Origin of the sequence: Micromonospora sp. C51 (genome assembly GCF_018070435.1) — a bacterium.
Lineage (GTDB): Bacteria > Actinomycetota > Actinomycetes > Mycobacteriales > Micromonosporaceae > Micromonospora > Micromonospora sediminimaris.
This window is the reverse complement of sequence record NZ_JAGPXQ010000062.1, coordinates 1-15017: the sequence shown is the minus strand read 5'-3', so window position 1 is coordinate 15017 and position 15017 is coordinate 1. Positions and strand designations below refer to the sequence as shown.

Here is a 15017-nt window from a genome sequence, read left to right as displayed (position 1 = left end):
GTCAGTCGCACAGTTCCACCGGGTCGCCGAGCTTCACCTCACCCGCCTCCAGCGGCACCAGGTTCAGTCCGAACAGGAGCTTGCGATCGATGTTCCGGTGCCGGGCCAGGGTACGCAGCGGCTCCCGGCCGCGTGCCCCGGTCTCCTGGTCGATGCTGATGACCAGACAGCGGGCCGACAGGTCGGCGGCGCGGAAGCGGACGGACCCGATCCGCAGCCCGCGCCCGACCCACTCGTCCTCCGCCCAGGCAGGGGCGCCGTCGACCACGAGGTTCGGCCGGAAGCGGGTCATCGGCACCGGTTGCGCACCATCCGCGACGAGCCAGTCGCCGAGCGCGGCCAGCGACGCCGTGCTGGTCAGCAGCACCGGGTACGCGTCGGCGAAGCTGACCTGGTCACCGGGGTCGTACTTCCGGTCGCCCCGCGGGACGTGCCGGGCCGGGCGAGCCAGCCGGACCAGCCGGACCGGCCGGTCGAGCACCGCGCCGAACCAGGCGTCGGCGGCCGGACCGGCGGGCAGCGCGTCGACAGTCAGCACCCGTCTGCGGAAGGTCCGCACCGCAACGGGCGTGACGTCGACCGGCACCGGCACCACCAGGTCGGGGTGGCCGTCGGCGCGCAGCAGCAACCGCCCGGGGCCGGGCCGGGCGTGCACCCGGGCCAGCGCGGTGGCCTCACGCTGGGTGACGCCGACCCCGGCGGCGTCGACAAGCATCCACCGTCGGTCGTCGTTCAGCCCCCACGGTCGTACGGCGGCCGCGTCGTGGACGAGGCCACGGCAACCCTTGACCGGATAGGTGGTGATCTCGCTCAGCCGCACCTGGTTACCATGCCACGCCGATCCCGTCGCCCGGGTACCAGTGGTTCGCCGGCGTCTCCCGGTAGGCGAGGAACCGCCGCCCGGTGCGTTCGGCGTGCTCGGCCAGCACGTTGGTGTGGGTGACGTTGTCGGTGAGCAGCATCGCGCCCGGGGCCAGTTTCGCCTCGACGGCGGCGAACTCACGCCGCTCGTAGGCACGGCTGTGGTCGCTGTCGTGCAGGAACAGGTCGACCGGCCGGTCCAGCGCGGTGATCGACTCGACCGAGTCGCCGATCACCAGGTCGATCACCTCCGACCAGGGTGCGGTGCGGGCGAGGTAGCCGGCCTCGGGGTTGATGTCGATGGAACTGACCCGACCGGGATGCCCCTCCGCGGCGTTGCGCAGCAGCGCGGCGGCCAGTACGCAACTGCCCAGCCCCTTGTCGACGCCGGTCTCCACGATGTGCTTCGGCCGCTTGGCCCGGACGATCGCGTACCAGCCGATGCGGCGGGCGTAGCGGACCTGCTTGTCGGCCAGACCACGACGGGCAGCGCCCGCGACGGCCGAGCTGATGTGCTGCCGCAGCACGTCATCGGCTTCGATCTCGGCGAGATACTTGCGGACCTGCTTGACCGGCAGCTCGCAGACGACGCTGACGAACCAGGCGAGATGGTGGCGACTGAGCTTGGTCAACTCGTACGTGTAGTTGTGATGCTCCCGCGAGGCGACCAGCCAGCGGGCTGAGGTGCGCAGCACCTTGGCGTCGTGCCGCGCGACGGCGACCAGGCGTTTCGGAAAGGCGGCGACGGGGGCGAGGCGGGTACGGGCGATCGCCCGGCGCAGCTTGACGGCATCCACCGCTGCGTTCTACCAGACGTAGGGAAACAGCGAAGTAACAATGCCGGCCTTGATGGGCCCGGACAGGGGCCCACGGCCGGAACATGAAGTCAGTACCATCTCCGCCATGTCGAGTGGAGAGCAGGCGGGGACCATCTCCCCGGAGCAGACCCTGCCGACGGGGGACACCGACGGTTCGGAGAAGACCGGCGGGTCGGCTGGCAAGCCACGCCGGCGGTGGCTGCGGATCACGCTGATCGTGCTGCTGGTGCTGTCGCTGGTCGGCGTGGGCGCCGTGGTGGCGAGCGGCTTCTATCTCAAGTCCGTCGAGTCCGACATCGAGCGGGTCGACGCGTTCGACGGAGTACCCGAGGAGACCCGTCCGGAGGTCGTGGCGACCGGCGCGGTGAACATCCTGGTGCTCGGCAGCGACTCCCGCGACCCGGAGAACACCGGTGGCTCCCGAGCTGACACGATCATCCTGGCGCATCTACCCAAGGATCGCTCCAGCGCGCAGCTCATCTCCATTCCCCGGGACACATGGGTCGCCGTACCTCGGTCGAAAGAAGGTCGCGGTGGTCGCGACGCGAAGATAAACGCGGCCTACGCCTGGGGTGGCGTGCCTTTGATGGTGCAGACCGTGGAGCAGTTCACCAAGGTGCGCGTCGACCACGTGGTGATGGTCGACTTCGCCGGATTCAAGGAGATCATCGACGCTCTCGGCGGCATCGAGATCGACTCGGAGAAGGAGTTCACCTCCATCCACCCGCCGTTCCGCACCTTCCGGCAAGGCACGCAGCGGATGGACGGCGCGACGGCTCTGGACTACGCACGCCAGCGCAAGCAGTTTCCGGACGGAGACTTCGCCCGTATCCGGCATCAGCAGCAGGTGATCAGAGCCATCATGGAAAAGGCGACCTCGGGTGGCATCCTCACCAATCCGATGAAGCTCAACTCGTTCCTCCAAGCCACCTCGGACAGTCTGTCCGTTGACCGGAAACTGTCCCTGTTGGACATGGCCACCGAGAACCGCAATCTCCGCAGCGGGAACCTGTTCTTCCTGACGACCCCGACGAAGGGCACCGGCCGGGTCGGCTCGGAAAGCGTTGTCTTCGCCGACGCGGAGAGGTCGCGCGCCCTTTACGAGGCGGTCCGTGACGACTCGGCCCAGGACATCATCGCCCGCGCCGACCGGAAGTGACGGTCCCCGCCCGGGTGGGAGACCGCACGGGCGTAGCACCAACCGCTCGTTACGGAACGCCCGGCTCGCAAGGTCGCTGGTCCTAATAGGCACCCCGCCGGTCAAGGACCACCCGGACCGTGTGCCACAGAATGCCCAGGTCGTAGACCAACGACCAGTTGTCGACGTAGTGCAGGTCAAGCCGGACGGCGTCCTCCCAGGTGAGGTCCGACCGGCCGGAGATCTGCCAGAGCCCGGTGATGCCGGGACGCACCAGGAGGCGACGGCGGACATCGCCGCGGTAGTCGTCGTCCTCGGTTGGCAGCGGGCGTGGGCCGACCAGGGACATCTGCCCTAGCAACACGTTGATCAGCTGTGGCAGCTCGTCGAGCGACAGTGCGCGCAGATGACGGCCGATCGGGGTGACCCGAGGATCGTTCCTCATCTTGAACAGGAGGCCGTCGCTCTCGTTGTGTGCGCGCAGAGCCTCCAGCCGCTGCTCCGCGTCCGTGTACATGGTGCGGAACTTCCACACCTTGAACGCCGTGCCCTGGTGGCCGATCCGGGACTGCCGGAACATCACCGGGCCCGGGTCGGTGAACTTGATGGCCAGTGCGATGCCGACCAGCACGGGGCTCAACACGATCAGCCCGAACAGCGCGGCAATCCGGTCGATGAGGCTCTTGGCCAGCAGCGACAGGCCGGAGATCGTCGGTTCCTCGACGTTGAGCAGCGGTAGTCCCTCGATCGGCCGCACGTGGATGCGCGGCCCGGTGACGTCGGTCACCTGAGGCACCACCACCAGGTCGATGCCGGTTCCCTCCAACTGCCAGGCCAGCTTGCGCAATTCGTACGACTCCAGGCTGGCCGGCCCGCAGACGGCGATGGTGTCCGCCCGCAACTGCTGCACCAATGGCACCAGGTCCCAGCCCACGTACACAGGGAGGGGAGCATTGACCCGTTCTCCCGATCGCGGATACTGCGGCAGGTGGATGGCGATCGGACGTAGCCCGGCACCGGCGTTGCGGGTGACCACCTCGTGCACGGCCAACGCGTCGGCCAGCCGGCCGACGAGGAGCACCTTCTGGGAGGCGCGCTGGCTAACGCGGCGAATCCGCCGCAGCGCGACCCGGGCCGCGATCCGGACGAACACGGTGTAGACAAGCAGGCCCGCGATGATGGCGGCGACCGTGGCCCGGGAAACGTCCTTCTTGAAGCCGAGGGCGAGGAAGGAGACCGCTGCGGCCATGGCGATGTTGGCCCGTACCACCCGGTTGAGTTCTTCGGTGCCGCGGCCGAGGGCCCGCCGGTCGTACGCGCCGGCGCCGGCCAGGATCACCAACCACAGCAGCGGCACGCCGATATTGGCCACCAGCACGAAGGCGCTCACCGTGTCGCCGAGCACCCGTTGATCCCAGAACCCGGCGTCGGCGTCCTGAAACAGGGCCACGACTGTCCGACTGGCGGCCACCGCAGCGACGAAATCGAGCACTACCAGGCAGGCTGCGTACCGGCGGCGCCACTTCGCCAGCGGAGCGACCGGCCGGCCGAACACCGAGCGCGGCATGCCGTTGGACGGCGGCATGATCACGCCCAGGTCCGGGTCAAACCTTGCCGAGGGCGCGACGGTCGCCATGATCTGCGTGTGCGCGGACACGTTCTTCCTTTCACCAGCCTCTTACCGAGGCAGCGAGGGCGGCGGGGACGGTCCGCCCTTGGTTTGCCGGACCAGGGGATCAGTCCGGGTTGGGACCGGCCCTGGTGGTGCCAGCGTGCCGGCTGAGTTCATCGACAAGCGCCAGGTAGGCGGGTTTCGGCGAGAGGTCCGCGTCGAAGAGGCAGGCTGCCCCGTACCCGCGGTGGTAGCCGGGGATCCAGCTACGCGAGTCGGTGAAGCCCCACACGGTGAAGGACACGCAGGCGGGCACCGCAAGGCACGAGCTGAGCACCTGCCGATAGACGGCCGCCTGGCGCTTGAGTTTCTCCGGTGTCGCCGGAAGCTCGACCCGGACGTCGAGTTCGGTGATCGCTACCGCTACCCCCAATTCCGCAAAACGGCGCAGATTCCGGCTGAGATCGCGAGGCGGTTCGTCCCAGGCGAGATGACTCTGGAAGCCCACCCCGTCCACCGGTACCCCGTCACGGCGCAGGTCTCGGACCAGAGTCAGCAGAGCGTCGGCCTTCCTGGTACGCCTCTCGATGCCGTAATCGTTTATGAACAGCCGGGCTCCGGGATCGGCGGCGTGAGCCCAGCGAAAGGCATCGGCGATGTAGCCGGGCCCCAACTTGCGCAGCCACAGCGTCTCCCGCAGCGAGCCGTCTTCGTCCAGCACCTCGTTGACGACGTCCCAGGCCCACACTCGTCCTCGATACCGCGAGACGACCTCGGTCACGTGGTCCCGCAGTTCCGTCCGGATCCGTTCCGCCGGCCACTCCGGCGACACCCATTTCGGCATGTCGCTGTGCCACACGAGGGTGTGCCCGTACACCTGCTGACCGTGCCGCTCGGCAAACTCGACAAGCTGGTCCGCGCCGGGCCAGGCGTACACGCCGGGCAACGGCTCCAAGTTGCGCCACTTCATGGCGTTCTCGGTGGTCACCGCGTTGAACTCGGTGCCGAGCAGAGTGCTGTAGGCCGGATCCAGGCTGAGGCCGCGACCATCGACAGCCGAGCCGATACGCATTCCCGGGGGCGTCAGTTCCCTGAGCGTCTTACGTCCGGGCGCTGCGGGCTCCGACGCAACCGGCGATGATCCGGCCACTTCGGCCGACTCGCCGCCGCGTGCCTTGACCACCAGGACCAGACCCGTCGCGAAGAGCGCGGCGATCACCAGCATCAGCGACACCAGCAGGATCGGCAGGCGGAGGGACCGAGACCGGCCAATCGGTGGCCGGACCGGATTCGCCGGTGGTGGCCGGGACACGTCGCGGCGGGCCGAGAGTTGGTCAATCACGAGGGGACCGATCCGGGGAGCGCCCAGGGCGCCCGAGTGAAGTTCCATCGGGCCCGCTCGGCGAACTCCTCCCGAGCCAGTCGCGGGGCCGCCTGGTCGGTGAGCATGCCGGCCAGCACCTTTGTCACCTCGACGGAGTCCTCCGGCACCCGAGCGAGTCGCCGCGATTCCGGCTGGCCGATCTCATCCAGGAAGTCGTCGCACTTCTGCTGGTAGGGCACGAGGGCGAACGGAACGTCTGCCAGGTACGCGAAGACAGCCCCATGCATCCGCATGTGCAGACCGAGGTTGCAACGCTTCATCTCCTCCCAGCACGCTCGGACACCGTCGCGGGCGGTCACCACACGGACATCACAACGCCCGTCGAGGGCACGACGAAGTCGTCCGCTGACCCGTTCGTCTCCATGGACGGGGTGGGTGTTGAAGACGAACACCGTGACGTCCACCGGTTCCCGGCGCACCAGCTCACTCACCCCGTCGATCAGCGCGTCCTCGCGCCGTCGCGCCTGCGGGGCGGCGGCCTCGTAGTCAACACCGAGCAGCGTCACACCGAGTCGCGCCCTGGTGCCCTGCGCCCGTTCGTACCGCTGCCCGAGGCGCTCCCCGAGCGCCTCGGGCAGGAGTCCCGCGAGGTCTCCGGCGGCAACCAGTCTTCCGGGATGTCCCGCACGCCGGAGGAGTTCAGCGGAGGCCTGGTCACGCACCCCGATGAAGTTGATCCGGCGGAGCACCTCCAGCAGACGCCGCTCGGCCGAGGCTGAAAGGAACGGCCCGACGGAGACGCCGACTGCCGCCATCGGATGCCCGGAGAAACGGGAGAAGAGGGAGAACAGTCGCTTCTCGCTGAGCGGCCCCATGTCCCTGAAGACCGAACCACCGCCGAAAACGAGCATCGAGGAGCCGCTCAGCAGCATCGCCTTGTTCAGCACCCACCCCATCCGGTCCGACACGCTGCGGGACCGGTACCAGCGTGGGTTCATCCCGGTGCTTTCCGCCGGCAGGTCGACCATGGGCGGGGCCGCGAACACGGGTCGCTCGCTGCCCCAGTACGTCCGACTGGCCCAGTCGGTAACCAGGCAGAAGGCGTTGTCGCCGACGTTCTCCATGCCGTAGTAGCCGACGACGAGCGGCCGGCGAGCGGCGGGATCGGCTTCAGGACGCACTCGGACTCTCCCTCGTCAGACGCCGGCGCAAATCGTGCCACGACGGCAGAGCGGCCCCACGCACCACGCGACGCCGGACCGTGACCCAGAACAGCACACAAAGCGCGGCTTCGGCCACCACGGTGGCGAAAGCTGTGCCCCGCACCCCCCACATGGGAGTGGCGACCGCGAGTGCTGCCAGCAACACCAGGGCGCCCACTCCCTGGTGGACCACCTTGCGCCGGAGCAGACCGCCGCTGGTCAGCAGAGCGGCCACGGCGGCTCCGCCGAAGCGGAAGGGTACGGCCAGAGCCAGCACGGCCAGTACCGCCGCCGTCTCGCCGTACCCGGGGCCGAGCAGAACCGGCAGTAGTTGCCCGCCGAGCGCGACCAACCCCGCGGCGAGGATCCCGAGCGCGAACATTCCCGAGGTGCCGAACCGGTACGCCAGTAGCACCGCGTCCCGGTCACCGTGGGCCCACCGGTGCAGTTTGGCCAGAAAATACTGCTGGTAGACGACTCGCGGGACGAGGTACGCCGCAGTGATCACCGCCATCGGCACGGCCAGCAGGGCCGCAGCCTCGGGACCAAGCACCTCGGCGGCGACGATGGTGCCGAGATAGATGCCCATCAGGTAGAACACGTTGCCCAGTACGAACGGGGTGGCGGCCGTGACCACCCGGCTCACCGGCACGTCGGAGGTCACGGCAGTTGCGGTGCCCCGGTGCCCCTCCAGCGGCACCGTGCCAGCGACGAACGGTCGCAGCACCACGATGCAGGCGACCACGGTGAGCAGTGCGACGACGGCGTAACCAGCGGCGACGGCCACCGCGGACAGTCCGATGGCCCAACTCGCGAGCACCACCAGCACTCGTCCGACGTGCGGAGCGACCTGAAGCACCGACAGCCCGCGGTAGTCACCGCGCAGCTGTTGCGCCGAAGCCACCAGGGTCAGCCCGACCTGAGCGACGATCACGCTGATGAGCAGCGCGCGGATCGACGTCACACCGGGGCCCGCACTCCCGGCGAGGCTCCACCCGAGCGCTGCGGCGAGCACCCCGACACAGATGCCCGCAACGAGCCGCAGCGACGGACGTATCCAGCGTCTGGCTGCGTGGCCTTCCAGGCCAAACCGTTGCAACCAAAGTTCGGAAACGCCGAAGACCACGAGCGGTGCGGCCAGCGCCGTAACGGCCAGGGCCGCGCTGAACGTACCGAAATCGCTCTGCGGGAGGGTGCGGGCCAGCAGGATCTGCGCGAAGAAGGCGGCAACGGTGACGCCGACCTGACTCAGACCCAGCATGCCCAGGTGTACGAGGATCCGGACGAGCCGGTTCGGTGCCGCACCCGGCCGCGGTGGGTCGCCGGTCAGTCGATCAACGGCCGAGGGTGACAAGCCACTTGCCCGTCTCGCTCAACGTGCGCAGCGCCTTGATGGCCAGCCCCACACCGGGCCACCGCACCGGCCGGTACATTTCGATCAAACGGAACCAGAAGACCAGACCGGATAGCCTGCCCCTGGTCACGTTGCCGTCATGCCGGTAGAACCGGACGATGGGATGGGCCAGGTGACAGGGCTGCACCCCGGATTTCAACGCTCGCAGCATCAGTTCGATGTCCTCGAAGAGCCGGAAACTCTCGTCGTACCCACCAATCCGGTCGAGCAGGTGACGATCGATTGTGGTGCCGGAGTGCTTGAAGGGCAGCCGAGGCCGCGTGAGAACTCCGACCAGCATCCGCCGCGCCGAGGCATATTCGGGGAGCCGAATCAGCCGGTCTGAACCGCGGCTGACCTCGGTGTAGTCGGCATACACCCAGCTTCCGCCCGTCGCGGCGAGCAGCCGGTGCAGCTGAGCGAGTGCGTCAGGGGTCAACTCGTCGTCGGAGTCGAGGACGGTGAGGTACCGGCCGGTGGCGGTGCGCAGGCCCAGGTTGCGTGCCTCGGCGATGCCGGTGGGGGGCTGCGTCACCACCCGCACCCGGTGGTCCCCGGCGAGTTTCGCCTCCGCCAGCACCGTCGTCACCGGCGTCCGCGAGCCGTCATCGACGACCACCAGCTCGAAGTCCTCGAAGGTGTTGGCGAGTACGCTGCGCACCGCGTTGACGAGCAACACGGCGCGGTCGCGCACCACGATGCAGACCGTGAAGGTGGGTTGCACCACGGCCGCACCTCGGATTTCCGGGTTCTCGCGCTCCGCCGGATCGCGGGCCAGGTCGCGGCGCTGCTGGTTCTGCTTGTGCCCGCTTACCTGGGCGGGCGAAGACGGCCTCACGCCGCCGTCGACTCGGTCGCGGGCGAGGCCTCTCCGGCATCGTCCTGCTCAACGGGGGCGAGTGCGAGTATCACCATCTGTCCGAAGAAGAAGAGCCACAGGAAGTACGGGTAAGCCAACGGTTTCTGGGTCAAACCGAAGATGACCAGGGCACCGAAGAGCACCATCAGCGCCACCCGGTGCGAGCGGTCCGAGCGGCTCCGGACGACGCGGTACACCGCCACGAGAATCGCCACGGTCACGATCACACCGACGAGTCCCCAGACCACCATCAGTCGCAGAAAGTCGTTGTGCATGTCCCAGGGCTCGTAGCCGAACCCGAACAGCCACACGTCGACCGAGGCACGCCCGAGAATCTCCGCCACGTCGTTCCAGATCGCTCCGCGACCGTGCATGAAGGTGTCGGATCGGACGTTCATGGAACCGACCTCGGTGACGACGACCTCGGCCCTACGCCAGATCGCGTCTCCCCAGAGCATGCCGGCCAGGGCGGCGACGGCGGCGAGTCCACCGCCGACGAGCAGCACGCCCCGTCGGTTCAGGTCGCCGCGGCGGCGCGCCTTGACCAGTGAGCGAACGCGTTGCAACTCGAACGCGGCGACGATCAGCACCAGACACAGGATGGTGAAGCGGTGCAGCGAAACGACCCCCGTGGCGAGGAAGAGCCCGATCAGCCCGTACCGCACTGCGGTCGGTACACCCATCCGTTCGCCAAGGACATAGACAAGGAAGACCGAGAACATCAACAACCGGCCGAGCGACATCGGGTGGAAGTAGCCACCGGAGGCTCGGCCGATCTTCTGCCATCCCGCCAGTTCGAAGTGGAAGGAGTAGGGGATCACCTCGGCGACCTGCAACCAAGCCAGAATGGAGTGCACGATCGCGCCGACCACCACGACTCCCGCGACGAGCGCGAGGCGGCGTACCGGAAACCAGTCCCGGCGCAGCAGCATCAGGCCGATCAGGGCGAGCGGCGCGAACCCGACCAGTAGTCGAACGGCCTCGGCGGGTATCGCACTCGTCGGCTCCTGGGGCGGTCCGTAGATCGAGTATCGCCGGACGTCGAACGCCGCCAACAAATCAGCCCGAGCGTCGACGGCCAGATAGCTCACTGCCGAGAGGACCAGCAGCAACCCGATCCCTGCGGCCATGAACAACAACGATCGGGGCGGCACCCGCCGGGAGCCGAGCGCGAAAACACCAAGAGCGGCCACCATCAGCACGGCTCCCAGGGCGGTGAGCAGCGCTCCGAGGTCGACACCGCCTCCCCGGCCCTCTCCGATGTCGAAGAAGGGCTTGACCGCGACGAGCGCCAGCGCGGCGGTCGCCAAGTTGCGGGCCAGCCGCAGATGCGGGGGCACCGAACCATTCTGGCCAGGATGCCTGGACCATGGTCTACGGGCCGGAGCGGTCAAGCTTCCCATGCGGGTGCGTCTCCCATCAGTTTCCGCCGCGCTGACGACGGGGACTGTGGAACTCGACATCGACGCCCACTGTGGTCAGCCCCCGCCCGGCCCTGAAAACACGAGGACGATACCAGCGGGCCACCTGTCCACGGTGTCCCACGGATTCATCCGTACGGCTGTGATAGGCGGCACAGTCAGGACACGCGCTGGGCAAGACGGATGCACACGGGCAAACCGTCGCACGGCAGCGCCCATCCCGAAGACTGCGCCGGCATCTGCTTGCGACCGAACGATCCGCTCCGGCAAGCTTGACGGCCGTGCGTGCCGGCAGGTGAACGGGCGCGTGCCCACAACGGCGACCCACCGGCCAGTGTGGCCGGTGACGCCCTGCATCGACGGGTGAGGCTGGTGTGACGAGCCATGAGCGACCGGTGATCAGCGTGGTCATCGCCGCGCACAACGAGGCTGCGGTGATCGGCGGTTGCCTGGACGCGCTGCTGGCCGATGCCGCGTCCGGCGAGCTGGACATCGTGGTGGTGGCCAACGGCTGCACCGACGACACCGCCGAGGTGGCGGCGGCGCGCCCGGGCGTACGGGTGATCGAAGTCGCCGAACCCGGCAAGGCCAACGCCCTCAACCTGGGTGATGCCGCGGCCCGCGGGTTTCCCCGGGTATACCTCGACGCGGACGTGGTCCTCTCTCCCGGCGCACTCCGCGCAATGGCGGCGGAGCTCTCCACCGGTGAGCGGCCACCGTTGGCCGTGACGCCCCGCCGGGCCATGGTGACCGAGGATCGACCGCTCGCGGTGCGGGCCTACTACGCGATCAACACTCGCCTCCCGATCTTCGCCGACGCGCTGTTCGGCAGAGGCGCGATGGCGATCTCGTCCGCCGGCCGGGAACGCTTCGAAAGCTTTCCGGAGCAGATCGCGGACGACCTGTATCTCGACTCGCAGTTCAGCTCGGCGGAGAAACGGGAGGTGACAGCCGCGACGAGCTTCGTGCAGGCGCCTCGGCGCACGCGCGACCTGGTCCGCACCCTCGCACGGGTCCGCGCCGGCAACACCATGCTGCGCGCCAGCCATGACGGGATCCGATCGTCCGTGCCGTCGTCGTGGCTGCGGGATGTCGTGCTTCCTCGGCCGTGGCTCGCGCCCGCGTCGATGGTGTACGTGACGATCACCCTGCTGGCCGCGCTACGCGCTCGTCGACACCCGCGTGACGCCTGGGGACGGGACAACTCCACCCGCTGACCATCCCTGGCCGCAGTTGCCGCTCAGTACGAGGATCGACGGCGCATCACCAGCACCGCCGCGCCGACCAGTCCGACCACCAAGGCACCGCCGAGGCCAGCCAACAGGATTGGCAACAGGTTGGACGACCCGGACGAATCCCGCTCCAGCCGACTCCGGTCGATCGCGTTCTGCCGGTATGCCTGCGCGACAAGATTCGCCGGTGACGCCTCGGCCACCGCGTCGAACTGCGCGATCGCATCGGCACTGCGGCCGGCGAAGAAGGCGTCGAGCCCGCTCCGGTAGGCCCGGTCGGCATCGGTGATTTCGTTCTCGACACCCGTCTCGTTAAGCAGCCCAGCAACGGCGGACACCGGTACCAGGGCTCGGTTGGCACCACCGTTGACCGCTCGATCGTTGTCGATGACTCCAACCACCCGCCCCCGGGTGTCGATGGCGATGCCGCCGTGCGAATAGATGCCGAGGTCATCGTTGACCCTTGCCACCTCTACGGTGCCTTGTTTGCCGGTAGTCGACACCTGGACCTGCTTTGCCTCTACCGTGTAGGTCGCCGCCCGAAAGTCGCTGTCCCCCGTCTGGTAGCCGATCAGCAGCAGAGCCGTGCCCGCGCCGGGCGCCGCCGCCGGGTCAAGCTCCGCCGTGGGCAGGCCGGACTGCGCGAGCTTGACGAGCGCCAGGTTCCCACCGTCCGGCGCGAGGACGTGCTCCAGTTGCGCGGGCACGGCAGGGCTGGCGGTCAAATCGCCTCGCGCGATGTTGAGCTGGGCGAACACCTGCATGGCCGGGTCGACCTCTGGCTGGTTACCCGTGAAGGTGGTGGTCCCCATCTTGCCGCGAACGTAGCCGTCCAGTTCGGTGGCGGAAAGCTTGTCCTGCTCGATGAGGATGCGCCCGAGCGTGTACAGGGCGCGCTCACGGGCGACCTCAGCGCTCGGCTGGACGCACTGACCGTTGGTCACCACATGGCCATCCGCGTTGGCAACGAACCCGCTGCACCTCCGCTTGAAGGTCACGGGCGTCGCGCTCAGGGGCACGTTGGACTTGGCTTCACGCACAAATCCGGTAAACACAGCCTCGACGAAGACGAGCGAGGGCGCGGCGATCGCCAGTGCACGCTCCTCCGGACTGTACGGCGCAACCTGCGCCCACGGCTTGATGCCCGGGTTGACCTCAGCCGGGTCGGGGAAATTGCCAGAACCCTCGACCCCGGTCGGTGCCGCCTGCGGCGGCTCGGGATCGCCCTCACCGGTGAGCGCCCAGACGGCGGCACCGGTACCGACGGCCGCCACCAGTGCGAGCGCGGCGACGGCGGCCCAGAGGCCGGTGCGTCGCTTGGGTCGCGCCGAGGGCTGGATCCGCCGCACCGGCGCGGTGAACGGGTCGAGCCCGAACTCGTCACCAGCCGTTCCAGGGCCGGGTGACATCGGCGCGCCGGAGACTGGGCCCGGGGGGTGCGGCTGAATCGGGGCCGGGCTCGCGGCCCCACTCCATGGCGGCTGCGTCGTCGCGGAGTTCGGCGCGTTCAGGCCAGGCGCGGGAGCACCTGAGACCGGCTGGGGCCCACCCGACACCGGCTGGGGCTGACCGGAGACCGGCTGAGGGGCCCCGGAGACGGGCTGCGGCGGACCGGAGATCGGCGCAGGCAGGCCGGACACGGACTGCGGGGCACCCGAAACGGGCTGGGGTGGCCCGGACACCGGTGCACCAGCAGGGGGTACTGGCTGGTAATCGACGCCGAGGGCCCGGAACAGCTTCTCCGCCGCCGGCCCGGCCTCCGCCGCGTACGCGACCCAGGGCGCGGCGGCCGAGAAGTCCGCGTACGTGAAGGGCGAGCCACCGGGGGCCTGGGCGAGACTGTTGGCGGTGCCGGCGAAGGCCTCCCGCCAGCCCGGAGTTGCGGCGACCGTGGCGTCGAGCACGGCCACGGTGACGAATCGGCCCTGACCGTCAACGGCGGCCCACGCCTTCCCGACCGGTGACCCACCCAGCATGTGGGTGTACCGGTAGGGACCCTCCGGCTGCATGTCCCACTCCTCTGCTCGACCGCCGACCGGGATCCTATCGGCCCGGCGCTTGCTGCCCAGTGGGCCGGGCCCGCAGCCCGGCGACAGCCGCCATACCCGCAGACCAGATGCCGTCCACAGTGGAATAGGCAGATCAGCTTGCCGAATGAAAGTTTTCATGCATAGAGTCGCGGGGTGAATGAGGGAGTTGCCATGGCGTCGGCGGAGCGGGTCGTCGGCCTGTTCGACGGGGTCCGGCTCACCCCGACGCAGCGACGCATCGCGCATTGCCTGGTGCAGCACGCCCCGGCGATCGGCTACCTCTCCGCCGCCGAGGTCGCCGAGCTGGCCGGGGTCAGCCAGCCGTCGGTCACCCGGTTCGCGGTGGCGTTGGGGCACGACGGTTACCCGGCCCTGCGTCGCCGGCTGCGCGAGCTGACCGCCGCCGCGCCCGGTCCGGCCCCCGCCGGCAACGAACTTCAGCAGGCGGTACGCGCCGAGATCGGCAACCTGGACCGGCTGGCCGGTCAGTTGGCCGACCGGGAGCGGATCGCCGAGACCGGGCGTCTGCTGGCGGCCAGCCGGCCGCTGCCGGTGCTCGGCCTGCGCTCCGCCGCGCCGCTTGCCGCGTACTTCGCGTACTTCGCCGCCAAGGTGCATCCGGACGTGCGGGTGCTCGACGACGGCGGCAGCCTGCTCACCGACCGCCTCGAACAGGCCGCCGAGGCGGGCGCGCGGGCGCTGCTGGCGTTCGTGCTGCCGCGCTACCCCCGGGAGACCCTGGACGCGCTGCGCGAGGCCCGCGCGGCGGGGCTGACGGTCGTCGCGATCACCGACTCACCGGTGAGTCCGGCGACCGAGCACGCCGACGTGGTGCTCTCCGCCGCGGTCGGCGCACAGCTCGTGTTCGACCTGCACACCGCTCCGATGACCCTGGCCATGGTGCTGCTCCAGGCGATCTGCGACGCCGCCCCGGCCGAGACCCAGCGGCGGCTGGAGGCGTTCGAAGCCTCGGCGGCCCGTCGACAGTTGTTCCTCGGTTAGGAGGAATCTCAATGATCGTGTCAAGCCCTCGCGGTGAGCGGGGGTGAGTCGTGGAATTCGCGGTTGTCGCGCAGCAGTGCCCAGAGCACGTCGACGAGTCTGCGGGCCAGGGCGATGAGGGCCTG

General features: G+C 69.1%; 12 protein-coding genes. 3 read left to right on the top strand and 9 right to left on the bottom strand.

Annotated features, from left to right (window positions below; genetic code table 11):
* Window position 1 precedes the first annotated feature (1 nt).
* Window positions 2–820: an MOSC domain-containing protein gene (locus tag KBX50_RS30835; RefSeq protein WP_210941375.1), complete on the bottom strand. Its 819-nt coding sequence runs from the start codon at window positions 818–820 to the stop codon at window positions 2–4.
* A 4-nt stretch (window positions 821–824) separates the two neighbouring features.
* Window positions 825–1658 carry an O-methyltransferase gene (locus tag KBX50_RS30830; RefSeq protein WP_210941374.1) on the bottom strand — a complete coding sequence of 278 codons (834 nt, stop codon included), beginning with the start codon at window positions 1656–1658 and terminating at the stop codon, window positions 825–827.
* Window positions 1659–1764: 106 nt separating this feature from the next.
* On the opposite strand from KBX50_RS30830, the gene KBX50_RS30825 reads away from it, so the two are divergent.
* Window positions 1765–2838, top strand: a complete 1074-nt coding sequence (locus KBX50_RS30825; protein ID WP_210941373.1) for an LCP family protein — start codon at window positions 1765–1767, stop codon at window positions 2836–2838.
* A gap of 82 nt (window positions 2839–2920) precedes the next feature.
* Here the strand turns inward: KBX50_RS30825 and KBX50_RS30820 are convergent, their stop codons facing one another.
* The 6 genes from KBX50_RS30820 to KBX50_RS30795 form a co-directional block, all read right to left on the bottom strand.
* Window positions 2921–4402 carry a sugar transferase gene (locus KBX50_RS30820; protein WP_210941391.1) on the bottom strand — a complete coding sequence of 494 codons (1482 nt, stop codon included), beginning with the start codon at window positions 4400–4402 and terminating at the stop codon, window positions 2921–2923.
* Between the two features lie 151 nt (window positions 4403–4553).
* Entirely contained in the window at window positions 4554–5771 is a 1218-nt protein-coding gene (locus KBX50_RS30815; RefSeq protein WP_210941372.1) for an endo-1,4-beta-xylanase, read from the bottom strand.
* Window positions 5768–6934 carry a polysaccharide pyruvyl transferase family protein gene (locus KBX50_RS30810; protein ID WP_210941371.1) on the bottom strand — a complete coding sequence of 389 codons (1167 nt, stop codon included), beginning with the start codon at window positions 6932–6934 and terminating at the stop codon, window positions 5768–5770. The genes KBX50_RS30815 and KBX50_RS30810 overlap by 4 nt, the downstream gene beginning before the upstream one ends.
* Complete coding sequence (locus KBX50_RS30805; protein ID WP_210941370.1) at window positions 6924–8216, bottom strand: lipopolysaccharide biosynthesis protein; 1293 nt, start codon at window positions 8214–8216, stop codon at window positions 6924–6926. The genes KBX50_RS30810 and KBX50_RS30805 overlap by 11 nt, the downstream gene beginning before the upstream one ends.
* A gap of 73 nt (window positions 8217–8289) precedes the next feature.
* Window positions 8290–9186, bottom strand: a complete 897-nt coding sequence (locus KBX50_RS30800) for a glycosyltransferase (RefSeq protein ID WP_093401902.1) — start codon at window positions 9184–9186, stop codon at window positions 8290–8292.
* Window positions 9183–10547, bottom strand: a complete 1365-nt coding sequence (locus KBX50_RS30795; RefSeq protein WP_210941369.1) for a hypothetical protein — start codon at window positions 10545–10547, stop codon at window positions 9183–9185. The genes KBX50_RS30800 and KBX50_RS30795 overlap by 4 nt, the downstream gene beginning before the upstream one ends.
* A gap of 455 nt (window positions 10548–11002) precedes the next feature.
* Between KBX50_RS30795 and KBX50_RS30790 the strand changes: the two genes are divergently transcribed.
* The gene (locus KBX50_RS30790) at window positions 11003–11845 is read left to right on the top strand and encodes a glycosyltransferase (RefSeq protein WP_307871128.1); all 843 of its coding nucleotides are present in this window, start codon (window positions 11003–11005) and stop codon (window positions 11843–11845) included.
* Window positions 11846–11868: 23 nt separating this feature from the next.
* On the opposite strand, the gene KBX50_RS30785 is transcribed toward KBX50_RS30790, so the two are convergent.
* Window positions 11869–13269, bottom strand: coding sequence for a trypsin-like peptidase domain-containing protein (locus KBX50_RS30785; protein ID WP_210941368.1), 1401 nt, complete (start codon window positions 13267–13269; stop codon window positions 11869–11871).
* A gap of 792 nt (window positions 13270–14061) precedes the next feature.
* Between KBX50_RS30785 and KBX50_RS30780 the strand changes: the two genes are divergently transcribed.
* On the top strand, window positions 14062–14892 hold the full coding sequence (locus KBX50_RS30780; RefSeq protein WP_210941389.1) for a MurR/RpiR family transcriptional regulator: 831 nt from the start codon (window positions 14062–14064) through the stop codon (window positions 14890–14892).
* The last annotated feature ends 125 nt before the right edge of the window (window positions 14893–15017 follow it).